The sequence below is a fragment of the Brevundimonas sp. ABV4_179 genome (genome assembly GCF_056311945.1).
Genome location: NZ_CM149976.1, coordinates 652,558 through 668,818 on the forward strand (window position 1 = coordinate 652,558; position 16,261 = coordinate 668,818).

Consider the following 16,261-nt stretch of genomic DNA (forward strand, 5'->3'; position numbering starts at 1 on the left):
GAGATGAAGACGACGATTAGGGGCGTGGCTGCGCTGGCGCTGGGCGGATTGCTGCTGGCCGTGGGGGCTTGCGACCGATCTTCGGCGGTGGAGACGCGTGATCGCTCGACCGAGGCCAAGCCCATGGCTCTGGCGGACACGGCTGGATCGGTCGCCGAAACGGCGTCCGCGGCCGAGCCGAAGCCCGTCCTGACCGCCAACCGTCGCGAGACGGTCGACGCCAAGATCGCTCGTCTCTACGACCGCAACGGCGCCGACTTCGGGGCCCGCTCGGCCGAGGACTATCTGGCCAAGGTGACGGCCTTCACCACCAAGCCGCCGCGTGACGTGGAGACGGTCAAACGCCCGAACGGCGACACCCTGCTCTATCAGGCATCCACCAACACCTTCGCCGTGGTGGCGCGCAACGGCACGCCGCGCACCATGTTCAAACCGACGACGGGCGCGGCCTATTGGGACGAGCAGAAGACGGCGGCCCCCACCTTCGGGCAGAGGCGCCAATCGACGGGGGCGGCGGGCTGATATAGAGGGCGGGGTTCGACTGACGCACCGGATGCCGCCTCATGGCCGACAAAGCCCCGCTGAAAACCGCTCTCATCTATGACTTCGACGGCACCCTGGCCCGGGGAAACATGCAGGAGGTGAGCTTCATCCCCTCGGTAGGCATGGACATCGGCGCCTTCTGGAGCGAGGCCGAGCGTCTGACCAAGGACGCAGACGGCGACGGCATCCTGATGTATATGCAGCTGATGCTGCACCATGCGCGCCAGAATGGCGCGCCCGTCACGCGCGAGACCCTGCGCGATCACGGCCGCGAGGTCGCCCTGTTCGAAGGGCTGAAGGATCTCAGCTGGTTCGACCGGATCAATGCGTTCGGCGCCCGCTACGGGTTGGAGATCGAACACTACATCATCTCCGCCGGGCTGGAGGAGATGATCGAGGGCACCCCGATCCGCCCGGCGCTGAAGCACGTCTTTGCCTCCCACTATGTTTATGACGACAAGGGAGAGGCCGCCTGGCCCGCAGTGGGCGTCAACTACACCACCAAGACCCAGTATCTGTTCCGCATCAACAAGGGCGTGAACAACCATTGGGAGCATGAGCGGATCAACCACTTCATTCCCGACGACGAGCGCCCTGTGCCGTTCGAACGGATGATCTTCATCGGCGACGGCGACACCGACGTGCCCACCATGAAGATGATGCACACCAAGGGCGGCTTCTCCATCGCCGTCTATGATCCGCGCTCGAACGAGAAGGACCAGAAGAAGGTCTATTCGCTAATCTCCGAGGACCGGGTGAACTTCGTCGCCGCCGCCGACTATCGCGAGGGTTCGGCCCTGGATCTGATCGTCAAGGGACTGGTCGGCCGCATCGCCATCAACGCCGGGACCATGCCCGCCGGTCTCTGATCCGCGATCAGCGCCCGCCCGCGCGCCGCCAGGCGTCGCGCGCGCCCGCCATACGCGCCGGCACCAGTCCGCGCAGCGAAACGGCGCCGGTCTGGCGCAATCCGGCCTCGTGCCGCCTCTGCCAGACCAGAACGCCGGGATAGGCGACGCCCTCCGCCACATCGATGACGGCGATCTCGGCGGGCAGGGCGGTTCCCCGGTCCAGACGCAGCCTCATGCCGCCGTCCGACAGGTCGATTATGATGCACCCCATCTCCAGACCTGGTGCAGACACCACGCCGGCGACATTGATCAATCTGCGTGGATGAAGGCGACGATCCGCGCGGCCTGCCTGGGCGCGTCCCGGCTCGCCGCGCCTGAGTTTGAAACCGAACAAGCCACATACTCTGAACGCTACAGATGACCCGCAAAGGCGACGGGATGGCGGTCTCGGTCAAGCGTGACGGTTAGATCCGCGCCGACTCCGCTGTCCAGCATGCGCCGCGTCAACCTTTCATAGAATCGGACGAAATCGGCGATGGCGGCGCGACGTTCCGGCGAAAGTTCACGCACGCCCAACAGCTCGGCCTCCTGTTCGCAGCGCCAATCCAGCACCCGCCCGAAATCGGGTGCGCGCAGAAAAATCAGGCGATCCAGACGTTCTGTCAGCGCCCCATAGTCGTGGGCCAGTCTATCATTGCTTTCACGCCGCCAACGCCCGTCGCCGTCGCTGACGCGCTCAAGATCGTTGATGGGCTCCGCCAGCTCTTTGGGCGTCTCAGGCCGGGCGCCCAGGCACCAGCCTTCCAGGATGACGGCGGCGGGACGTCCCTCGAACACCGGCCAGTGCGCCGCTGGCGCGCGATCATCAGCCCGCTTGTCAAAGCGCGGCAAGGGCGTAGCGTCGCCCGGTTCGGCGCGTCGCAACCGATCCAGCACGCGGTTCAGCAGACCCAGATCGTGGGTTCCGGGCGGACCGCGCGTGGCGAACAGCGGATGCACGCGGGCCGCCAGCGTCCGACGTTCGGCCTGGGTCAGATAGACGTCATCCAGCGACAGGGTCGCGCAGCCGAACCGTTCGGCGACGACCTGCGCCAGGGTCGACTTGCCAGAACCTTGCGAACCGGCGATGCCCAGGATGGGCGGCGGCGCATCCCCATCCGCGTGTTCGATCCAGCGACCGATGATCTCGACCAACCCGGGATCGACCCGGGCCATGTCAGTGCTGGTTTTCCGGCAGACGCACGATCAGGCCGTCCAGCGCGTCCGAGACCCGGATCTGGCAGGACAGGCGGCTGTTGGGTTCAACCTCTTCGGCGAAGTCCAGCATCGACTCCTCCATGGCGCTGGGCTTGCCCGTCGCTTCGCGCCAAGCCTCGTCGACATAGACATGACAGGTGGCGCAGGCGCAGGCCCCGCCGCAGTCCGCGTCGATGCCCGGCACATTGTTGCGGATCGCGCCTTCCATGACGCTAAGGCCGTTCTTGACCTCGACCGGGTGCTCGGTCCCGTCGTGTTCGATGTAGGTGATCTTGGCCATGCGCCGCTCTTAACCGAGGGTGGGCCGGAGGCAAGGGCCTCCGGCGTCCGATCCTCAGGCCGCCTTCTTGCGGCTGGGGGCGACCATCAGCTTCTTGGTCTCGGCGATGGCCTTGGCCGGGTTCAGCCCCTTGGGGCAGACCTGGGCGCAGTTCATGATCGTGTGGCAGCGATACAGTTTGAAGGGGTCTTCAAGGTCATCGAGGCGCTTCTGGGTCGCGTCGTCGCGGCTGTCCGAAATCCAGCGATAGGACTGCAGCAGCGCCGCCGGGCCGAGATACTCTTCCTGGTTCCACCAATAGCTGGGGCAGGAGGTCGAGCAGCAGGCGCACAGGATGCACTCGTACAGGCCGTCCAACTTCTCGCGCTCGGCTGGGGTCTGCAGGCGTTCCTTCTCGGGGTCCGGCTCGTCCGATTGCAGATAGGGCTGGATCGAGTCGTACTGGGCGTAGAACAGGCTCAGGTCCGTCACCAGATCCTTGACCACCGGCTGGTGCGGCAGGGGGGCGATGGTGATGTTGTGCGAGGAGCATTCCTCCCAGCCCTTGGTGCAGGCCAGGGTGTTGCGCCCGTCGATGTTCATCGAGCAGGAGCCGCAGATGCCTTCGCGGCACGAACGACGGAACGACAGGGTCGGGTCGATCGTGTTCTTGATGTGGATCAGGGCGTCCAGCAGCATCGGGCCGTGATCGCTGGTCGGCACCTCATAGACGTCCCAGCGCGGATCGGCGTCGACCTCGGGGTCGTACCGATAGACCTTGTAGGTCTTGACGTCCTTTGACCCCGGCGCGGCCTTGTGAACCTTGCCCTTGGTGGGCTTGGAGCCTTTGGGGAGGGTGAGCTGAACCATCTTAGTAAACCCGTGCCTTGGGCTCGATGTACGAGACTTCGTCGGTCATGGTGTAGTTGTGGACTGGACGGTAGTCGATCTGGACGCCCTCGCCCGGACGCTTCCAGGCCAGGGTGTGCTTCATCCAGTTGACGTCGTCGCGATCGGGATAATCCTCACGGGCGTGAGCGCCGCGCGATTCCGTGCGGTTCAGGCCGCCCTCGATGGTGACCAGAGCCTGAGCGATCAGGTTGTCGTACTCCAGCGTCTCCATCAGATCCGTGTTCCAGATCAGGCCGCGATCCGTGGTCTTGATGTCGGCGCCGGCGGCGTCGATGGCGCGCAGCTTCTGGACGCCTTCTTCCAGCGTCTTGCCGGTGCGGAAGACGGCGGCGTCGGCTTGCATGGCCTGCTGCATCGACAGACGCAGTTCGGCGGTCGGGGTCGAGCCGTCCGCGTAGCGGAAGCGGTCCAGGCGGGCCATGTGGGCGTCGGTCTGGGCCTTGGAGGCCGACGGCACGGCGGACGCCTTGTCCACCACCTCGCCGCAGCGCAGGCCGACGGCTCGGCCGAACACCACCAGGTCGGTCAGGGAGTTGGAGCCCAGGCGGTTGGCGCCGTGCACCGAGACGCAGGCCGCCTCGCCCACGGCCATCAGGCCCGGAACCACGCTGTCGGGGTTGCCGTCGCGCAGCGTCAGCACCTCGCCGTGATAGTTCGTGGGGATGCCGCCCATGTTGTAGTGGACGGTCGGCAGGACCGGGATCGGCTCCTTGGTCACGTCCACGCCGGCGAAGATCTTGGCGCTTTCGGAAATGCCGGGCAGGCGCTGATGCAGGATCTTCGGATCCAGGTGATCCAGGTGCAGGAAGATGTGGTCCTTCTTGGGACCCACGCCGCGGCCTTCGCGGATTTCGATGGTCATGGAGCGCGAAACCATGTCGCGCGGGGCCAGGTCCTTCACGGTCGGCGCATAGCGCTCCATGAAGCGCTCGCCTTCCGAGTTGGTCAGGTATCCGCCCTCGCCACGCGCGCCCTCTGTGATCAGGCAGCCGGCGCCATAGATGCCGGTCGGGTGGAACTGGACGAACTCCATGTCCTGCAGCGGCAGACCGGCGCGCAGCACCATCGCATTGCCGTCGCCGGTGCAGGTGTGAGCCGAGGTGGCGGAGAAATAGGCGCGGCCGTAACCGCCCGTCGCTAGAACCACCATCTTGGCGCGGAACTGGTGAAGCTGGCCATTGTCGAGCTGAAGCGCGGTGACGCCGGTGCAGGCGCCGTCCTGCATGATCAGGTCCAGCGCGAAATATTCGACGAAGAACTTCACCTCGCGACGGACCGACTGGCCGTACAGGGTGTGCAGGATGGCGTGGCCGGTGCGGTCGGCGGCGGCGCAGGTGCGCTGCACCGGGCCTTCGCCGAAGTTGCGGGTCATGCCGCCAAAGGCGCGTTGATAGATCTTGCCTTCGTCGGTGCGACTGAAGGGCACGCCCCAGTGTTCCAGCTCATAGACCGCCTTGGGGGCGTTGCGGACCAGATATTCGATGGAGTCCTGGTCGCCCAGCCAGTCCGACCCCTTGACGGTGTCGTACATATGCCACTGCCAGCTGTCTTCGCCCATGTTGCCGAGCGAGGCGGAGATGCCGCCTTGCGCCGCCACGGTATGCGAGCGGGTCGGGAAGACCTTGGTCACGCAGGCGACCTTCAGCCCCTGCTGTGCGGCGCCCAGTGCGGCGCGCAGGCCCGAGCCGCCGGCGCCGACGACGACGACGTCGTATTCGTGATCGATAAGTTCGTAAGCAGCCATCGGTCTATTCAGGCTCCGAAGCCGGCGGGCAGCGGCGCCGAGCCCAGCGCCAGCCGCACGATGAAGAAGACGCTGGCGGCGGCCAGCACGACGAAGACGATGTTCAGCAGGGCGACCAGCAGGCCGCGTGTCCCTGCGTTCGGCACATAGTCTTCAAGGATCACCTTCCAGGCCAGGCTCAGATAGCCGAAGAAGACCACCGCCGCGATCGCCATAAGGGCCGCGTTCAGCGGATTGGCGAACCAGGCCAGAACGGCGTCATACCCGGCGCCCGCCAGGCTGAAGCCGGTCGAGGCGACCCACAGGCCCAGCGGCAGCAGGGCGATCAACAGCACCCGCTCGGTCAGCCATTCTCCGGCGCCGTGGCGCTCGGAAACCTTGACGTTGTTCTTGAACTTGACGGCGCCGCTCACAGCGAAACCCTCCCGGCGACGAACAGGACGACCCAGAACAGCACGGCCAGCGGGACGGGCGCCCAGACCGCGATGTTGGACAGCAGATTGGCCGATCCCAGGGTCAGCCCGTTGCCGGTGTCGTTATAGGTGTGACGCGCGCCGTTCAGCACGAAGGAGAACAGCACCACCGTCAGGCCGAAGCCGACGAACAGGCCCAGCGGCGATCCGGCCAGTATAAGGAAGTCCGCGTAACGTTCCGGGCCGAACGCCATCGCGCCCAGCCAGGCGACCACGAACAGCACGCCCACGGTCGCGGCGATGATGGTCGCGCGAAACAGGATGGAGGCGGCCATGGTCACGTGCCAGCGCCATACGCCCATGTGCGGCGAAAGCGGCGTGACGTGACCGTTCGGTTGGGTGACGAAACGACCCGTCCGGTCGTTTGCTGCGCCACCCGGCTTCGGGCTGGGCTTGGTCATGCGAATGGTTCTCAAAAGCGAATGAATTCAATCGCCGTGTGCGGTTGCGGAGGCTTTTGTGACCCCGGGCGGCCGGTGTCAACGCACGGCTGGCCATAAGGGACGATTGTTGCGTCTCTAACCCTTGCCGTTCGCCCGAATCACGTTTTCGCGCGAAGGCTTGCCGGCTCTAGGCGATCGGTCCCGCGATTTGGCAGGGTGGGCGCATGATCCTGTTCGCCCTCCTCGCCGCAGCAGCCTTGGCCCAGACGCCTCAAGCCGCGGGGCTTCTGGACGCCACGCCTGAAACCTATCAGGCCCCCGTGGTCCGGCCGTTCGAGCCGCCGTCCGACTTTGGTCGGGAAATCGAAGCGCAGGGCGACGCCGGCGGCGACTGGCGACGCAGCCCGTTGACCGCGGCGGTCGTCGTTGAGGCCTATGCCGGCGATTATGAAGTCAGTCCTGGCGACGGGCAGACCGCCTACGACCAGGGCGTCGCCCAGGCCGAGATCGACGCTGACCATCTCTCCGGTCCGCTGGACGGGCGCTGGCGTGTCGCGGACGCCGACGGCAAGCCGCTGTTGTCCTTCGCCCTGACCGACCGGGGCGAGGGTCGACGCATCGAAGGCGCCTGGCGCCGGCTGGACGCGCGGGCGGCGCCGACCGCTGATGGTCCGGCCGGTCCTGCCAGGTTCGACGGCGCAGCCGCCGTGGTGCCGCTGGCGGACGGCGAACTGCATCTGCGGGCCGCCGGCCGCGGCTGGAGCGGCGAACTGGTCCAGAACGGTCGCGCGCGCGCCGTGACGGTCGCTCGTCCCGGCTAGGCTGGCGGCGGCAGATTAGCCACCTTATATGTGACGAATGACACAGAACACGCCCCGTCCCGTCCTTCGCCTGCACCCCGCCGTTCGCGACGACATCGGCGACCTGACCACGCGCCGCCCCGTGCCCGGCCCCGGTGTGGACCAGATCGATCCCTTCCTGTTCCTGAACCACCACGGACCCCAGACCTATGCGCCCGGCAATGCGGGCCTGCCCTTCGGGCCCCATCCGCACCGTGGCTTCGAGACCGTCACCTTCATTCTGGACGGCGAACTGGCCCATAACGATTCCGGCGGCGGAGAGAGCATCATCTCGGCGGGCGGCATCCAGTGGATGACCGCCGGCTCGGGCCTGATCCACGCCGAACTGTCGCCAGCCGCCTTCAAGCGTGACGGCGGCCCGATGGAGATTCTTCAGCTGTGGGTGAACCTGCCGTCGCGGTTGAAGATGACCAAGCCGGCCTATGTCGGCCTGCAGAAGCCCGACATCCCGGCCTTCGTCACCGAGAATGGAGTCACGGTCGAGCCGGTCTCGGGCGAATGGCTGAGCGTCGAGGCGCCGATCCAGTCGCTGATCGACATCCATCTGGCTGTCGTTCGTCTGCCGACCGGCGCGGCGTTCGAGACCCCCGTCGCGCCCGGCCGCAACGTCTTCCTTTATGTCGTCAAGGGCGAGGTCTCCGTCGCCGGCACCGCCGTGCCGCAATGGAACCTGGCCGCCCTGGGCGACGGCGATGCGGTTCAGATCACCGCCGTATCGGACGCCGTCGTCCTCCTGGGCCACGCCGAACCCATCGGCGAGCCGGTCTTCAGCCACGGCCCCTTCGTCATGAACACCCGCGAAGAGATCATCCAGGCGGTCCAGGACTATCAGGCCGGCAAGTTCGGGCCGCCGCCGCGCGTCTGACGGCGGCCCGGAGGCGGGGATGCGTTCCCCGCCAAAACCCTATATGACGCCGGTTCCTTAGCGACCGCCGAGCCGAAGACACGTCCCTATGCCCAGCCTGAACGAGATCCGCGCCACCTACCTCGACTTCTTCGCGGCCGACGGCCACGAGAAGGTGCACTCGGCGCCGCTGGTGCCGCAGAACGATCCGTCCCTGTTGTTCGTCAATGCGGGCATGGTGCCGTTCAAGGACTATTTCACGGGCGCGGCCAAGCCGCCCTATCCGCGCGCCACCTCCTCGCAGAAATGCGTCCGCGCGGGCGGCAAGCATAACGATCTGGACAACGTCGGCTATACCGCCCGCCACCTGACCTTCTTCGAAATGCTGGGGAACTTCTCCTTCGGCGACTATTTCAAGGAACACGCGATCGACCGGGCGTGGAAGCTGGTCACGCAGGAGTTCGGCCTGGACGCCAAGCGCCTCTTGGTCACCGTCTATATCGACGATGACGAGGCCGCCGCCATCTGGAAGAAGGTCACCGGCTTCTCCGACGACAAGATCATCCGCATCGCCGGCTCTGACAACTTCTGGGCCATGGGCGACAGCGGTCCCTGCGGCCCCTGCACCGAAATCTTCTGGGACCACGGCGACAAGATCGCCGGCGGCCCTCCCGGCAGCCCGGACGAGGACGGCGACCGCTACGTCGAGATCTGGAACAACGTCTTCATGCAGTTCGAGAAGGAGAACGACCAGATCGTTCGCAACCTTCCCAAGCCCAGCGTGGACACCGGCATGGGCCTTGAGCGGATGACCACCGTCCTCCAGGGCGTCCATTCGGTGTTCGAGACCGACCTGTTCAAGACCCTGATCGCGGCCTCCGAAGACGCCACCTCGACCAAGTCCGAGGGCGAGCGCGCCGCCAGCCACCGAGTCATCGCCGACCACCTGCGCTCGTCGTCCTTCCTGATCGCGGACGGCGTCACGCCGTCCAACGAAGGTCGGGGCTATGTGCTGCGCCGCATCATGCGCCGCGCCATGCGCCACGCCCACCTGCTGGGCGCCGCCGACCCGCTGATGCACCGTCTGGTCCCGACCCTGGTGGCGCAGATGGGCGACGCCTATCCCGAACTGGCCCGCGCCCAGCCCTTCATCGAGGACACGCTGAAGCAGGAAGAGATCCGCTTCCGCACCACGCTCGGCCGCGGCATGACCCTGTTCGACACGGCGGTTCAGGGCTTCAAGCCCGGCGACATGCTGGATGGCCAGACCGCCTTCACCCTGTCCGACACCTATGGCTTCCCTCTGGATTTGACCCAGGACGAGGCCCGTCGTCGCGGCTTCTCGGTCAATGTCGACGGGTTCGAGGCCGCCATGGCCGAACAGCGCCAGCGCTCGCGAGAGAACTGGAAGGGCTCGGGTCAGACGGCCAACGCCGGCGAATGGCTGGCCGTGCGCGACCGCATGGGGCCGACCGTCTTCACCGGCTATGAAGCCGTCGAAGGGTCGGGCGAGGTCCTGGCCATCCTGAACGGCGGCGCTCCTGTCGAGGCGGCCGGGGCCGGCGACATCGTCGAGGTCCTGTTCGACACGACCCCCTTCTACGCCGAGAGCGGCGGTCAGACCGGCGACCAGGGAACCCTGGAGTGGCCGGGCGGCGCAGCGGAAGTGCTGGACGTCAAGAAACACGCCGGCGACCTTCACGTCCTGTCCGTCCAGATCACGGCTGGCACGCTTCAGATCGGCGCCCGCGTGGCGCAGAGCGTTGACGCCGACAAACGCCTGACCACGCGCGCCAACCACTCGGCCGCCCACCTGCTGCACACGGCGCTCAAGAATGTCCTCGGCCCGCAGGTGGCGCAGAAGGGCCAACTGGTCGACGCCGAGCGCGCCCGCTTCGACTTCAGCCATTCGGCCCCGGTCACCGAGGAGGAGCTGGCCGCCATCGAGGCCGAGGTCAACGCCGTGATCCGTCAGAACGTCCCGGCGGAGACCAAGCTGATGGCTCCGGCCGACGCCATTGAGGCCGGCGCCATCGCCCTGTTCGGCGAAAAATACGGCGACGAGGTTCGCGTCCTGACCCTGGGCCGTTCGCTGGTTTCGGACAACGCCCCCTATTCGGTCGAACTGTGCGGCGGCACCCACGTCGCCCGCACCGGCGACATCGGCCTGTTCAAGGTGGTTCAGGAAACCGGCGTCGCCGCCGGCGTCCGCCGCATCGAGGCCCTGACCGGCGAGGCCGCGCGCCTTTATCTGGAAGGTCAGGCCAAGGTGGCCCGCAACCTGGCTCGCGACTTCAAGATCCAGCCGTTGGACGTGCCGGCGCGCGTCGAGACCCTTCAGGGGTCGGTCAGGACGCTGGAGAAACAGGTCGCCGAGTTGAAGAAACAGTTGGCCCTGGGCGGCGGTTCGGGCGCGTCCTCCGCGCCGGAGGAGATCGGCGGCGTCAAGCTGATCGCCCGCGTCCTGGATGGGGTGGACGGCAAGGGTCTGCGCGGCGTGGCCGAGGACTTCCGCAAACAGGTCGGCACGGGGGTCGTCGCCCTGATCGGCGTGACCGAGGGCAAGGCCGCCGTCACCGTCGCCGTCACTTCGGACCTGACCGGCACGGTCAACGCCGCCGAACTGGCCCGCGCCGCCGTCCTGGCCATGGGCGGCCAGGGCGCGGGCGGCAAGCCCGACTTCGCCCAGGGCGGCGCCCCGGACGGCGCCAAGGCCGAGCACGGTCTGGCGGCGGTGCGCGCGGCGCTGGGCTGAGCCGACAAGGCCCTTCGTCCGCCGGACGACGGGCCATCGATCCTATTGGCGAGAGAAAAAGGCCGCGTTTTCAACAGCGTGTTTGGCAGCAGCGTCCATCTGCCGGCCGCCGCTCGAACTGCGCGTATAATCGCCGGTCAGAAGGGGATCGTCGCCATGCGCAGGACAAGCCAGTCGGCTTATTCGTCAGGTCGAAATTGAACTTTGCACCATTTTACGGTGTGCAGTGCAATTGGGCCGCCGCATCACATCATCGGATCGGGCGTCAGATCGACGCCGGCCAGCTTCCAGTTGAACGGCCCGCGACGCTCCAGGATCAACACCAGTTCCTCTTCCGGCTTGTCGTCGCGCGTCAGGGTCACGGCGAAGCGGTTCAGCCCGCGATAGGCCCATGACTGGCGCACCTTGTCCTTGGGCGCGGCGGGCGTGTCGTCGGCGGGCGCCGGCCGTTCCGGCGCCGGCGTCTCGCCGGACCGCACCAGGGCCGCAACCCCCTGCGGCGTGACGAAGTTGTCGACCGCCCCGTCCACCAGCGACGGCGCCACCAGCATCCCCAGGGCCGCCAGCCCCCGGTCGCCCTTGGCCCGTTCGCGGATTTCCAGTCGCGCGCGGGCGTTCAGTTCGCTCTTCAGGCTGGCGCGAAAGGCGGGGAAGTCCACCTGCCGTTCCAGCGCCCCCGCATCCCCGGCCCGCGCCGCCCGCACGATCCCCTGCGCCGCCAGGAAGGGCGAGACGAACAGGGCGACGGCCAGGGCGACGATCCCGGCGATGACGGCCCCGATGACGATCTTGCGGGTCATGATCCCTCCTTTGGGAAACGGATGATGAGGCGGCTCATGGACGACCGACCTGGGCGGGCGCGGCCAGCGGCGCTGCGCCCTCGGGCAGGCCGATATGGACCAGCTTCCATTCGAACGGCCCTCGCCGCTCGAAGGTGAACAGGGTGCGCGATCCGCCCTGATCGGCGACCGCCATCCGCACCCGGTTGACGCTCCAATAGGCGGGGCGCGGCCAGGGCTTCTTGACCTTTGCGCCCGGCGGCGTCGCAGCGTGCGTCCGCTGGTTGGCGTAGCGCCCCTCGCCCCTCAGCAGGCCCGAAAGGGCCGCCGGCGTCAGATAGGCGTTCACATCGGGCTGACGCTGCAGCGGGTTCTGCTGCTCAAACTGTCGTCGGAAGGCGCCGATGGGATCCTCCAGGAAGGACGGCGCCGGCGCCATCGCCTCGGGCCGCCCCGCCAGCTGCGGCCTCAGCGACTGACGGACTGCGCCGAAGTCGATCAGTCGCGAAAGCCCCGCCACATCGCTGGCCTCCGCCGCCGAACGTATGGCGAAGAAGCCCACCGCCGGCGCGGCGAAGAAGGCCAGCACCGCCACGGCGAGCGCCGCCAGCACCAGATTTCCGAACAGCCGCTTCACGAACGCTTCCTCATTATCGCCGATCATGCACGCCCCGGCTCCCGGCACAACGAAAAGCCCCGACGGATCGCTCCGTCGGGGCCTTCATTCTTGTCTATCCTATCGCGCATCGCGCGACTTGAGACAGTCCTCCCCGGCGAAGCTGGGGGAGAAGATCAACCTTAGCCGACGTCCGGCAGGGCGGTCTTGAGGTTTTCGGCCACCTTGTCGAGGAAGCCTTCGGTGGTCAGCCAGCCCTGTTGGTCGCCGACCAGCAGCGCCAGGTCCTTGGTCATGAAGCCAGCTTCGACGGTGTCGACGACGACCTTCTCCAAGGTGTCGGCGAACTGGTCCAGGGCCGCGTTGCCGTCCAGCTTGGCGCGGTGCTTGAAGCCGCGCGTCCAGGCGAAGATCGAGGCGATCGAGTTGGTCGAGGTGGCCTCGCCCTTCTGATGCTGGCGATAGTGGCGGGTCACGGTGCCGTGGGCGGCTTCCGTCTCCAGCACCTTGCCGTCCGGGGTCATCAGGACCGAGGTCATCAGGCCCAGCGAGCCGAAGCCCTGCGCCACCACGTCGGACTGCACGTCGCCGTCGTAGTTCTTGCACGCCCAGACGAAGCCGCCCGACCACTTCATCGCGGCCGCCACCATGTCGTCGATCAGACGGTGCTCGTAGGTCAGGCCGCGCGCCTTGAACTCGGCGGCGTAGTGTTCGTCGAACACTTCCTGGAACAGGTCCTTGAAGCGGCCGTCATAGGCTTTCAGGATCGTGTTCTTGGTCGACAGATAGACCGGATAGTTGCGCTGCAGGCCATAGGCGAACGAGGCGTGGGCGAACTCGCGGATCGAGGCGTCCTGGTTGTACATGGCCATGGCCACGCCGGCGCCGGGCGCCTTGTAGACCTCGTGTTCGATCACTTCGCCGTCCTCGCCGACGAACTTGATCGTCAGGGTGCCGGGGCCGGGCATCAGGAAGTCGGTGGCCTTGTACTGGTCGCCGAAGGCGTGACGGCCGACCACGATGGGCTGGGTCCAGCCCGGAACCAGGCGCGGCACGTTGGAGCAGATGATCGGCTCGCGGAAGACCACGCCGCCCAGGATGTTGCGGATGGTGCCGTTCGGCGACTTCCACATCTTCTTCAGGCCGAACTCGGCGACGCGCGCCTCATCGGGGGTGATGGTGGCGCACTTGACGCCCACGCCGTGCTTCTGGATCGCGTGGGCCGCATCGATGGTCACCTGGTCGTCGGTGGCGTCGCGGTGCTCCATGCCCAGGTCATAGTAGTCCAGCTCCAGATCCAGGAACGGGAAGACCAGCTTGTCCTTGATCATCTGCCAGATGATGCGGGTCATTTCGTCGCCGTCGATGTCGACGATGGGGTTTTCGACCTTGATCTTGGCCATGCGCGTGTCCGCCTGTGACTGTGGGAAGGAATATCGTGGCGGCGGTATAGCGGGGCGGGGCGTTCACGCAAAGCCCGACCCGGCGTTAACCCTGCCCGGAAAAAGCCATCCGCGGCCAAGCTGAACCAGATGCGCCCGTTCGGAGTCTTTCAGGGCCCGAAACGACGACGGACGACGGAATGACGGATGAAGAGCGCGACCTTGTCGAGCAGTGGATCATGGTCTTTTGCGAGGCGCCGCCAGTGATCGACGCGGAACTGATGCGCCGGCTGATCGCTGAGCATCAAGCGGGGCCGCAGGGAGCACAGCCATGCCGGAAAAGACGTTCAAGGCCGGTGATCGCGTAAAATGGGATCATAGCCAGGGCGCGACCACCGGCAAGGTGCTCAAGAAGGTCACCTCTGAAACCCGCATCAAGGGCCATAAGGTCGCCGCTTCTCCCGATAACCCGGAATATATCGTGGAGAGCGCCAAGACCGGCGCACGCGCGGCCCACAAACCGTCGGAGTTGAAGAAGGCATGATCGCTTCCCGAATGATGGTCGCCGTCGGGGCGTCCGCCCTCGCCCTGGCCGCCTGCGGCGACAAGGATTCAACGAAGAAGACCGGCGCCCCCGCGGCCCCCGCCGCATCCGCCCCGACGCCCGCCGCCGCGCCGGTGCTTCAGATCGCCAGCGAGACCAAATCGTTCCGCGACTGGAGCGCCACCTGCGGCAATGACGGAACCTGCTGGGCTTTCGGCTTCACCTCCGGGTTCAATGGCGGCTGGGTTCGCATCATGCTCGACCCTGGCCCGGACGCCAGGCCCCAGGTGGTGTTCGGCTACTGGCCGCACGACGATGCTAAGGGTCTGGCGCGTATCGGCCTGACCATCGACGGCCGCAACTTCGCCGCCGATCTGAACGCGGCCAGCGAGGACGACGCCCCGATCGGCCAGATCCCCGGCGACGTCCGGCCCGTCATCGACGCCTTGGCCCAGGGCAAGGTCATGACCATTCGCGGAGTCTCCAGCCAGGATATCTCCCTGCATGGCGCAGCGGCCGCCCTGTTGTGGATCGACGAGAAGCAAGGGCGCCTGGACACGCCCACGGCCCTGATGCGACGCGGCGAAAAGCCGGCCTCCACCGTGCCGGTCGCGCCTGACTTGCCCACGGTGGCGGCTGCGCCGCCCGTGAGCCAGGCGGGCTTCGGCGATCAGAACCAGACCCTGCCCGCCGCCCTTCGCGGCCTGACCGAGGTCGGAAACTGTCTTAAGGAATCCGCCATGCCGGCCGTCAGCGACATGGTCATGTCCGCCCGGCTGGATGCGCGCACCGAGCTGTGGGCCGTGCCCTGCGGCTCGGGCGCCTACAACCTGACCCACAACTGGTATCTGACCGGACCGGGCGGGCGCGATCCCCGACCGGCGGCCCTGATCGGCACGGCCGGGCCGGGCGCGGATCCGAACGCGCCCGACAACTCGACCGTCAATGGAGAATACGATCCCGGTTCGCGCACCCTGTCCAGCTTCGCCAAGGGGCGCGGCATCGGCGATTGCGGGACCTTGCAGACCTGGACCTGGACCGGCCAGCGCTTCGTTTTGACACGCGAAAGCACGATGGGCGAATGCGCGGGCGTGCCGTCCGACTTCTGGCCTGTCGCCTGGCGCACGCGGTGAACGACCCAGAGGTTCTGGTCATCGGCGCCGGCCCCGCCGGCTTGACGGCCGCGACCTACCTCGCCCGCTTTCGTCGCCAGACCTTGGTGATCGACGGCGGACGACCGCGCGCCTGCTGGATCCCGCTCAGCCACAATACCCCCGGCTTTCCCGCCGGGGTCTCCGGCCCCGACATCCTGGCCCGGATGCGCGAACAGGCCGAGGAATATGGCGCCGTCCTCTCGGCGGGCCGAGTGACGACCCTGGCCCCGGATGGCCAAGGCTTCGTCGCCGAAGTCGAGGGCCAGACCCTGCGCGCCCGCGCCGTCCTTCTGGCCACAGGCGTCGTCGATCATCACCCTGACCTACCAGACGTTGAGCGGGCGGTTCAGCGGGCGCTGGTGCGCATCTGCCCGATCTGCGACGGCTATGAGGCGACCGGCAAGGTCGTCGCCGTCATCGGGCGCAGCGACAAGGGCGCGCGCGAGGCCGCCTTCATGCGGACCTATTCCGACCGGGTCACCCTGATCCACATCGGTCCGCCGGACGCCCTGACACGGCGTGACGAGCTGGACCGGCTGGGCGTCGAACTGATCTTCGCTCCGCTGGAGGCCGTACGGCTGGAACAGGATCGGGTGACGGCCCTGACCTGGAAAGGGCCGGGCGGATCGGTCCAGACGCGGGCTTTCGACCTGGTCTATTCGGCGCTGGGAACGTCGCCGAACGCCGAACTGGCCCAAGGCCTGGGGGCGCGCCTGTCCGACGACGGCCGGCTGGAGGTCGATCTGCACCAGGCGACCAGCGTGCCCGGCCTCTACGCCGCCGGCGACGTGGTGCGCGGCCTCAACCAGATCGCCGTGGCCACCGCCGAGGCCGCCGTCGCCGCCACCGACATCCACAACCGCCTGCGCCAGATCGACGGCCTGACCGTCGCGGATTAGGCCAAA

Annotated in this window: 18 protein-coding genes; 8 read left to right on the forward strand and 10 right to left on the reverse strand. The window is 67.1% G+C overall.

The features are described 5' to 3' along the window. Positions 1–3: 3 nt before the first annotated feature. Positions 4–522, forward strand: coding sequence for an S-type pyocin family protein (locus ACYX4P_RS03170; protein ID WP_248120605.1), 519 nt, complete (start codon positions 4–6; stop codon positions 520–522). A 41-nt stretch (positions 523–563) separates the two neighbouring features. Beyond that, positions 564–1,412 (forward strand): HAD family hydrolase, encoded by an 849-nt coding sequence (locus ACYX4P_RS03175; RefSeq protein ID WP_248120604.1) that lies wholly within the window; start codon positions 564–566, stop codon positions 1,410–1,412. A 7-nt stretch (positions 1,413–1,419) separates the two neighbouring features. On the opposite strand, the gene ACYX4P_RS03180 is transcribed toward ACYX4P_RS03175, so the two are convergent. From ACYX4P_RS03180 to sdhC, 7 genes are read right to left on the reverse strand one after another with little or no spacing between them, the layout of a single operon-like run. Continuing rightward, positions 1,420–1,788: a PilZ domain-containing protein gene (locus tag ACYX4P_RS03180; protein WP_248120602.1), complete on the reverse strand. Its 369-nt coding sequence runs from the start codon at positions 1,786–1,788 to the stop codon at positions 1,420–1,422. A 17-nt stretch (positions 1,789–1,805) separates the two neighbouring features. After that, positions 1,806–2,609, reverse strand: a complete 804-nt coding sequence (locus tag ACYX4P_RS03185; RefSeq protein WP_248120600.1) for a kinase — start codon at positions 2,607–2,609, stop codon at positions 1,806–1,808. Position 2,610: 1 nt separating this feature from the next. After that, entirely contained in the window at positions 2,611–2,931 is a 321-nt protein-coding gene (locus ACYX4P_RS03190) for a 2Fe-2S iron-sulfur cluster-binding protein (RefSeq protein ID WP_248120598.1), read from the reverse strand. A 54-nt stretch (positions 2,932–2,985) separates the two neighbouring features. Continuing rightward, positions 2,986–3,780: a succinate dehydrogenase iron-sulfur subunit gene (locus tag ACYX4P_RS03195; protein WP_248120596.1), complete on the reverse strand. Its 795-nt coding sequence runs from the start codon at positions 3,778–3,780 to the stop codon at positions 2,986–2,988. Between the two features lies 1 nt (position 3,781). Beyond that, positions 3,782–5,566: a succinate dehydrogenase flavoprotein subunit gene (gene sdhA / locus ACYX4P_RS03200; protein ID WP_248120594.1), complete on the reverse strand. Its 1,785-nt coding sequence runs from the start codon at positions 5,564–5,566 to the stop codon at positions 3,782–3,784. 8 nt (positions 5,567–5,574) lie between these two features. After that, positions 5,575–5,979, reverse strand: coding sequence for a succinate dehydrogenase, hydrophobic membrane anchor protein (sdhD, locus tag ACYX4P_RS03205; RefSeq protein ID WP_248120592.1), 405 nt, complete (start codon positions 5,977–5,979; stop codon positions 5,575–5,577). Then, positions 5,976–6,440 carry a succinate dehydrogenase, cytochrome b556 subunit gene (gene sdhC, locus ACYX4P_RS03210; RefSeq protein ID WP_248120590.1) on the reverse strand — a complete coding sequence of 155 codons (465 nt, stop codon included), beginning with the start codon at positions 6,438–6,440 and terminating at the stop codon, positions 5,976–5,978. The genes sdhD and sdhC overlap by 4 nt, the downstream gene beginning before the upstream one ends. 206 nt (positions 6,441–6,646) lie before the next feature. Here sdhC and ACYX4P_RS03215 point away from each other — a divergent pair, with 206 nt between their 5' ends. The 3 genes from ACYX4P_RS03215 (at position 6,647) to alaS (ending at position 10,881) form a co-directional block, all read left to right on the forward strand. Further along, positions 6,647–7,243 carry a hypothetical protein gene (locus ACYX4P_RS03215; protein WP_248120589.1) on the forward strand — a complete coding sequence of 199 codons (597 nt, stop codon included), beginning with the start codon at positions 6,647–6,649 and terminating at the stop codon, positions 7,241–7,243. 37 nt (positions 7,244–7,280) lie between these two features. Next, positions 7,281–8,147: a pirin family protein gene (locus ACYX4P_RS03220; protein WP_248120587.1), complete on the forward strand. Its 867-nt coding sequence runs from the start codon at positions 7,281–7,283 to the stop codon at positions 8,145–8,147. Between the two features lie 88 nt (positions 8,148–8,235). Next, positions 8,236–10,881, forward strand: coding sequence for an alanine--tRNA ligase (alaS, locus tag ACYX4P_RS03225; RefSeq protein ID WP_248120585.1), 2,646 nt, complete (start codon positions 8,236–8,238; stop codon positions 10,879–10,881). A gap of 245 nt (positions 10,882–11,126) precedes the next feature. Here alaS and ACYX4P_RS03230 read toward each other — a convergent pair whose 3' ends face one another. The 3 genes from ACYX4P_RS03230 to ACYX4P_RS03240 form a co-directional block, all read right to left on the reverse strand. Then, on the reverse strand, positions 11,127–11,681 hold the full coding sequence (locus tag ACYX4P_RS03230) for a DUF2939 domain-containing protein (protein WP_248120583.1): 555 nt from the start codon (positions 11,679–11,681) through the stop codon (positions 11,127–11,129). A 34-nt stretch (positions 11,682–11,715) separates the two neighbouring features. Beyond that, positions 11,716–12,324: a DUF2939 domain-containing protein gene (locus ACYX4P_RS03235; RefSeq protein WP_292075108.1), complete on the reverse strand. Its 609-nt coding sequence runs from the start codon at positions 12,322–12,324 to the stop codon at positions 11,716–11,718. A 134-nt stretch (positions 12,325–12,458) separates the two neighbouring features. Then, on the reverse strand, positions 12,459–13,679 hold the full coding sequence (locus ACYX4P_RS03240; RefSeq protein ID WP_248120580.1) for an NADP-dependent isocitrate dehydrogenase: 1,221 nt from the start codon (positions 13,677–13,679) through the stop codon (positions 12,459–12,461). A 310-nt stretch (positions 13,680–13,989) separates the two neighbouring features. Between ACYX4P_RS03240 and ACYX4P_RS03245 the strand changes: the two genes are divergently transcribed. Genes ACYX4P_RS03245 through ACYX4P_RS03255 form a run of 3 tightly spaced genes read left to right on the forward strand, consistent with a single transcriptional unit; the run spans position 13,990 to position 16,255 of the window. Continuing rightward, positions 13,990–14,202, forward strand: coding sequence for a hypervirulence associated TUDOR domain-containing protein (locus tag ACYX4P_RS03245; protein WP_248120576.1), 213 nt, complete (start codon positions 13,990–13,992; stop codon positions 14,200–14,202). After that, positions 14,199–15,335, forward strand: coding sequence for a DUF1176 domain-containing protein (locus ACYX4P_RS03250; protein WP_476070189.1), 1,137 nt, complete (start codon positions 14,199–14,201; stop codon positions 15,333–15,335). The genes ACYX4P_RS03245 and ACYX4P_RS03250 overlap by 4 nt, the downstream gene beginning before the upstream one ends. After that, entirely contained in the window at positions 15,284–16,255 is a 972-nt protein-coding gene (locus tag ACYX4P_RS03255; RefSeq protein ID WP_248120572.1) for an NAD(P)/FAD-dependent oxidoreductase, read from the forward strand. Before ACYX4P_RS03250 ends, ACYX4P_RS03255 begins: the two co-directional genes overlap by 52 nt. Positions 16,256–16,261 lie beyond the last annotated feature (6 nt).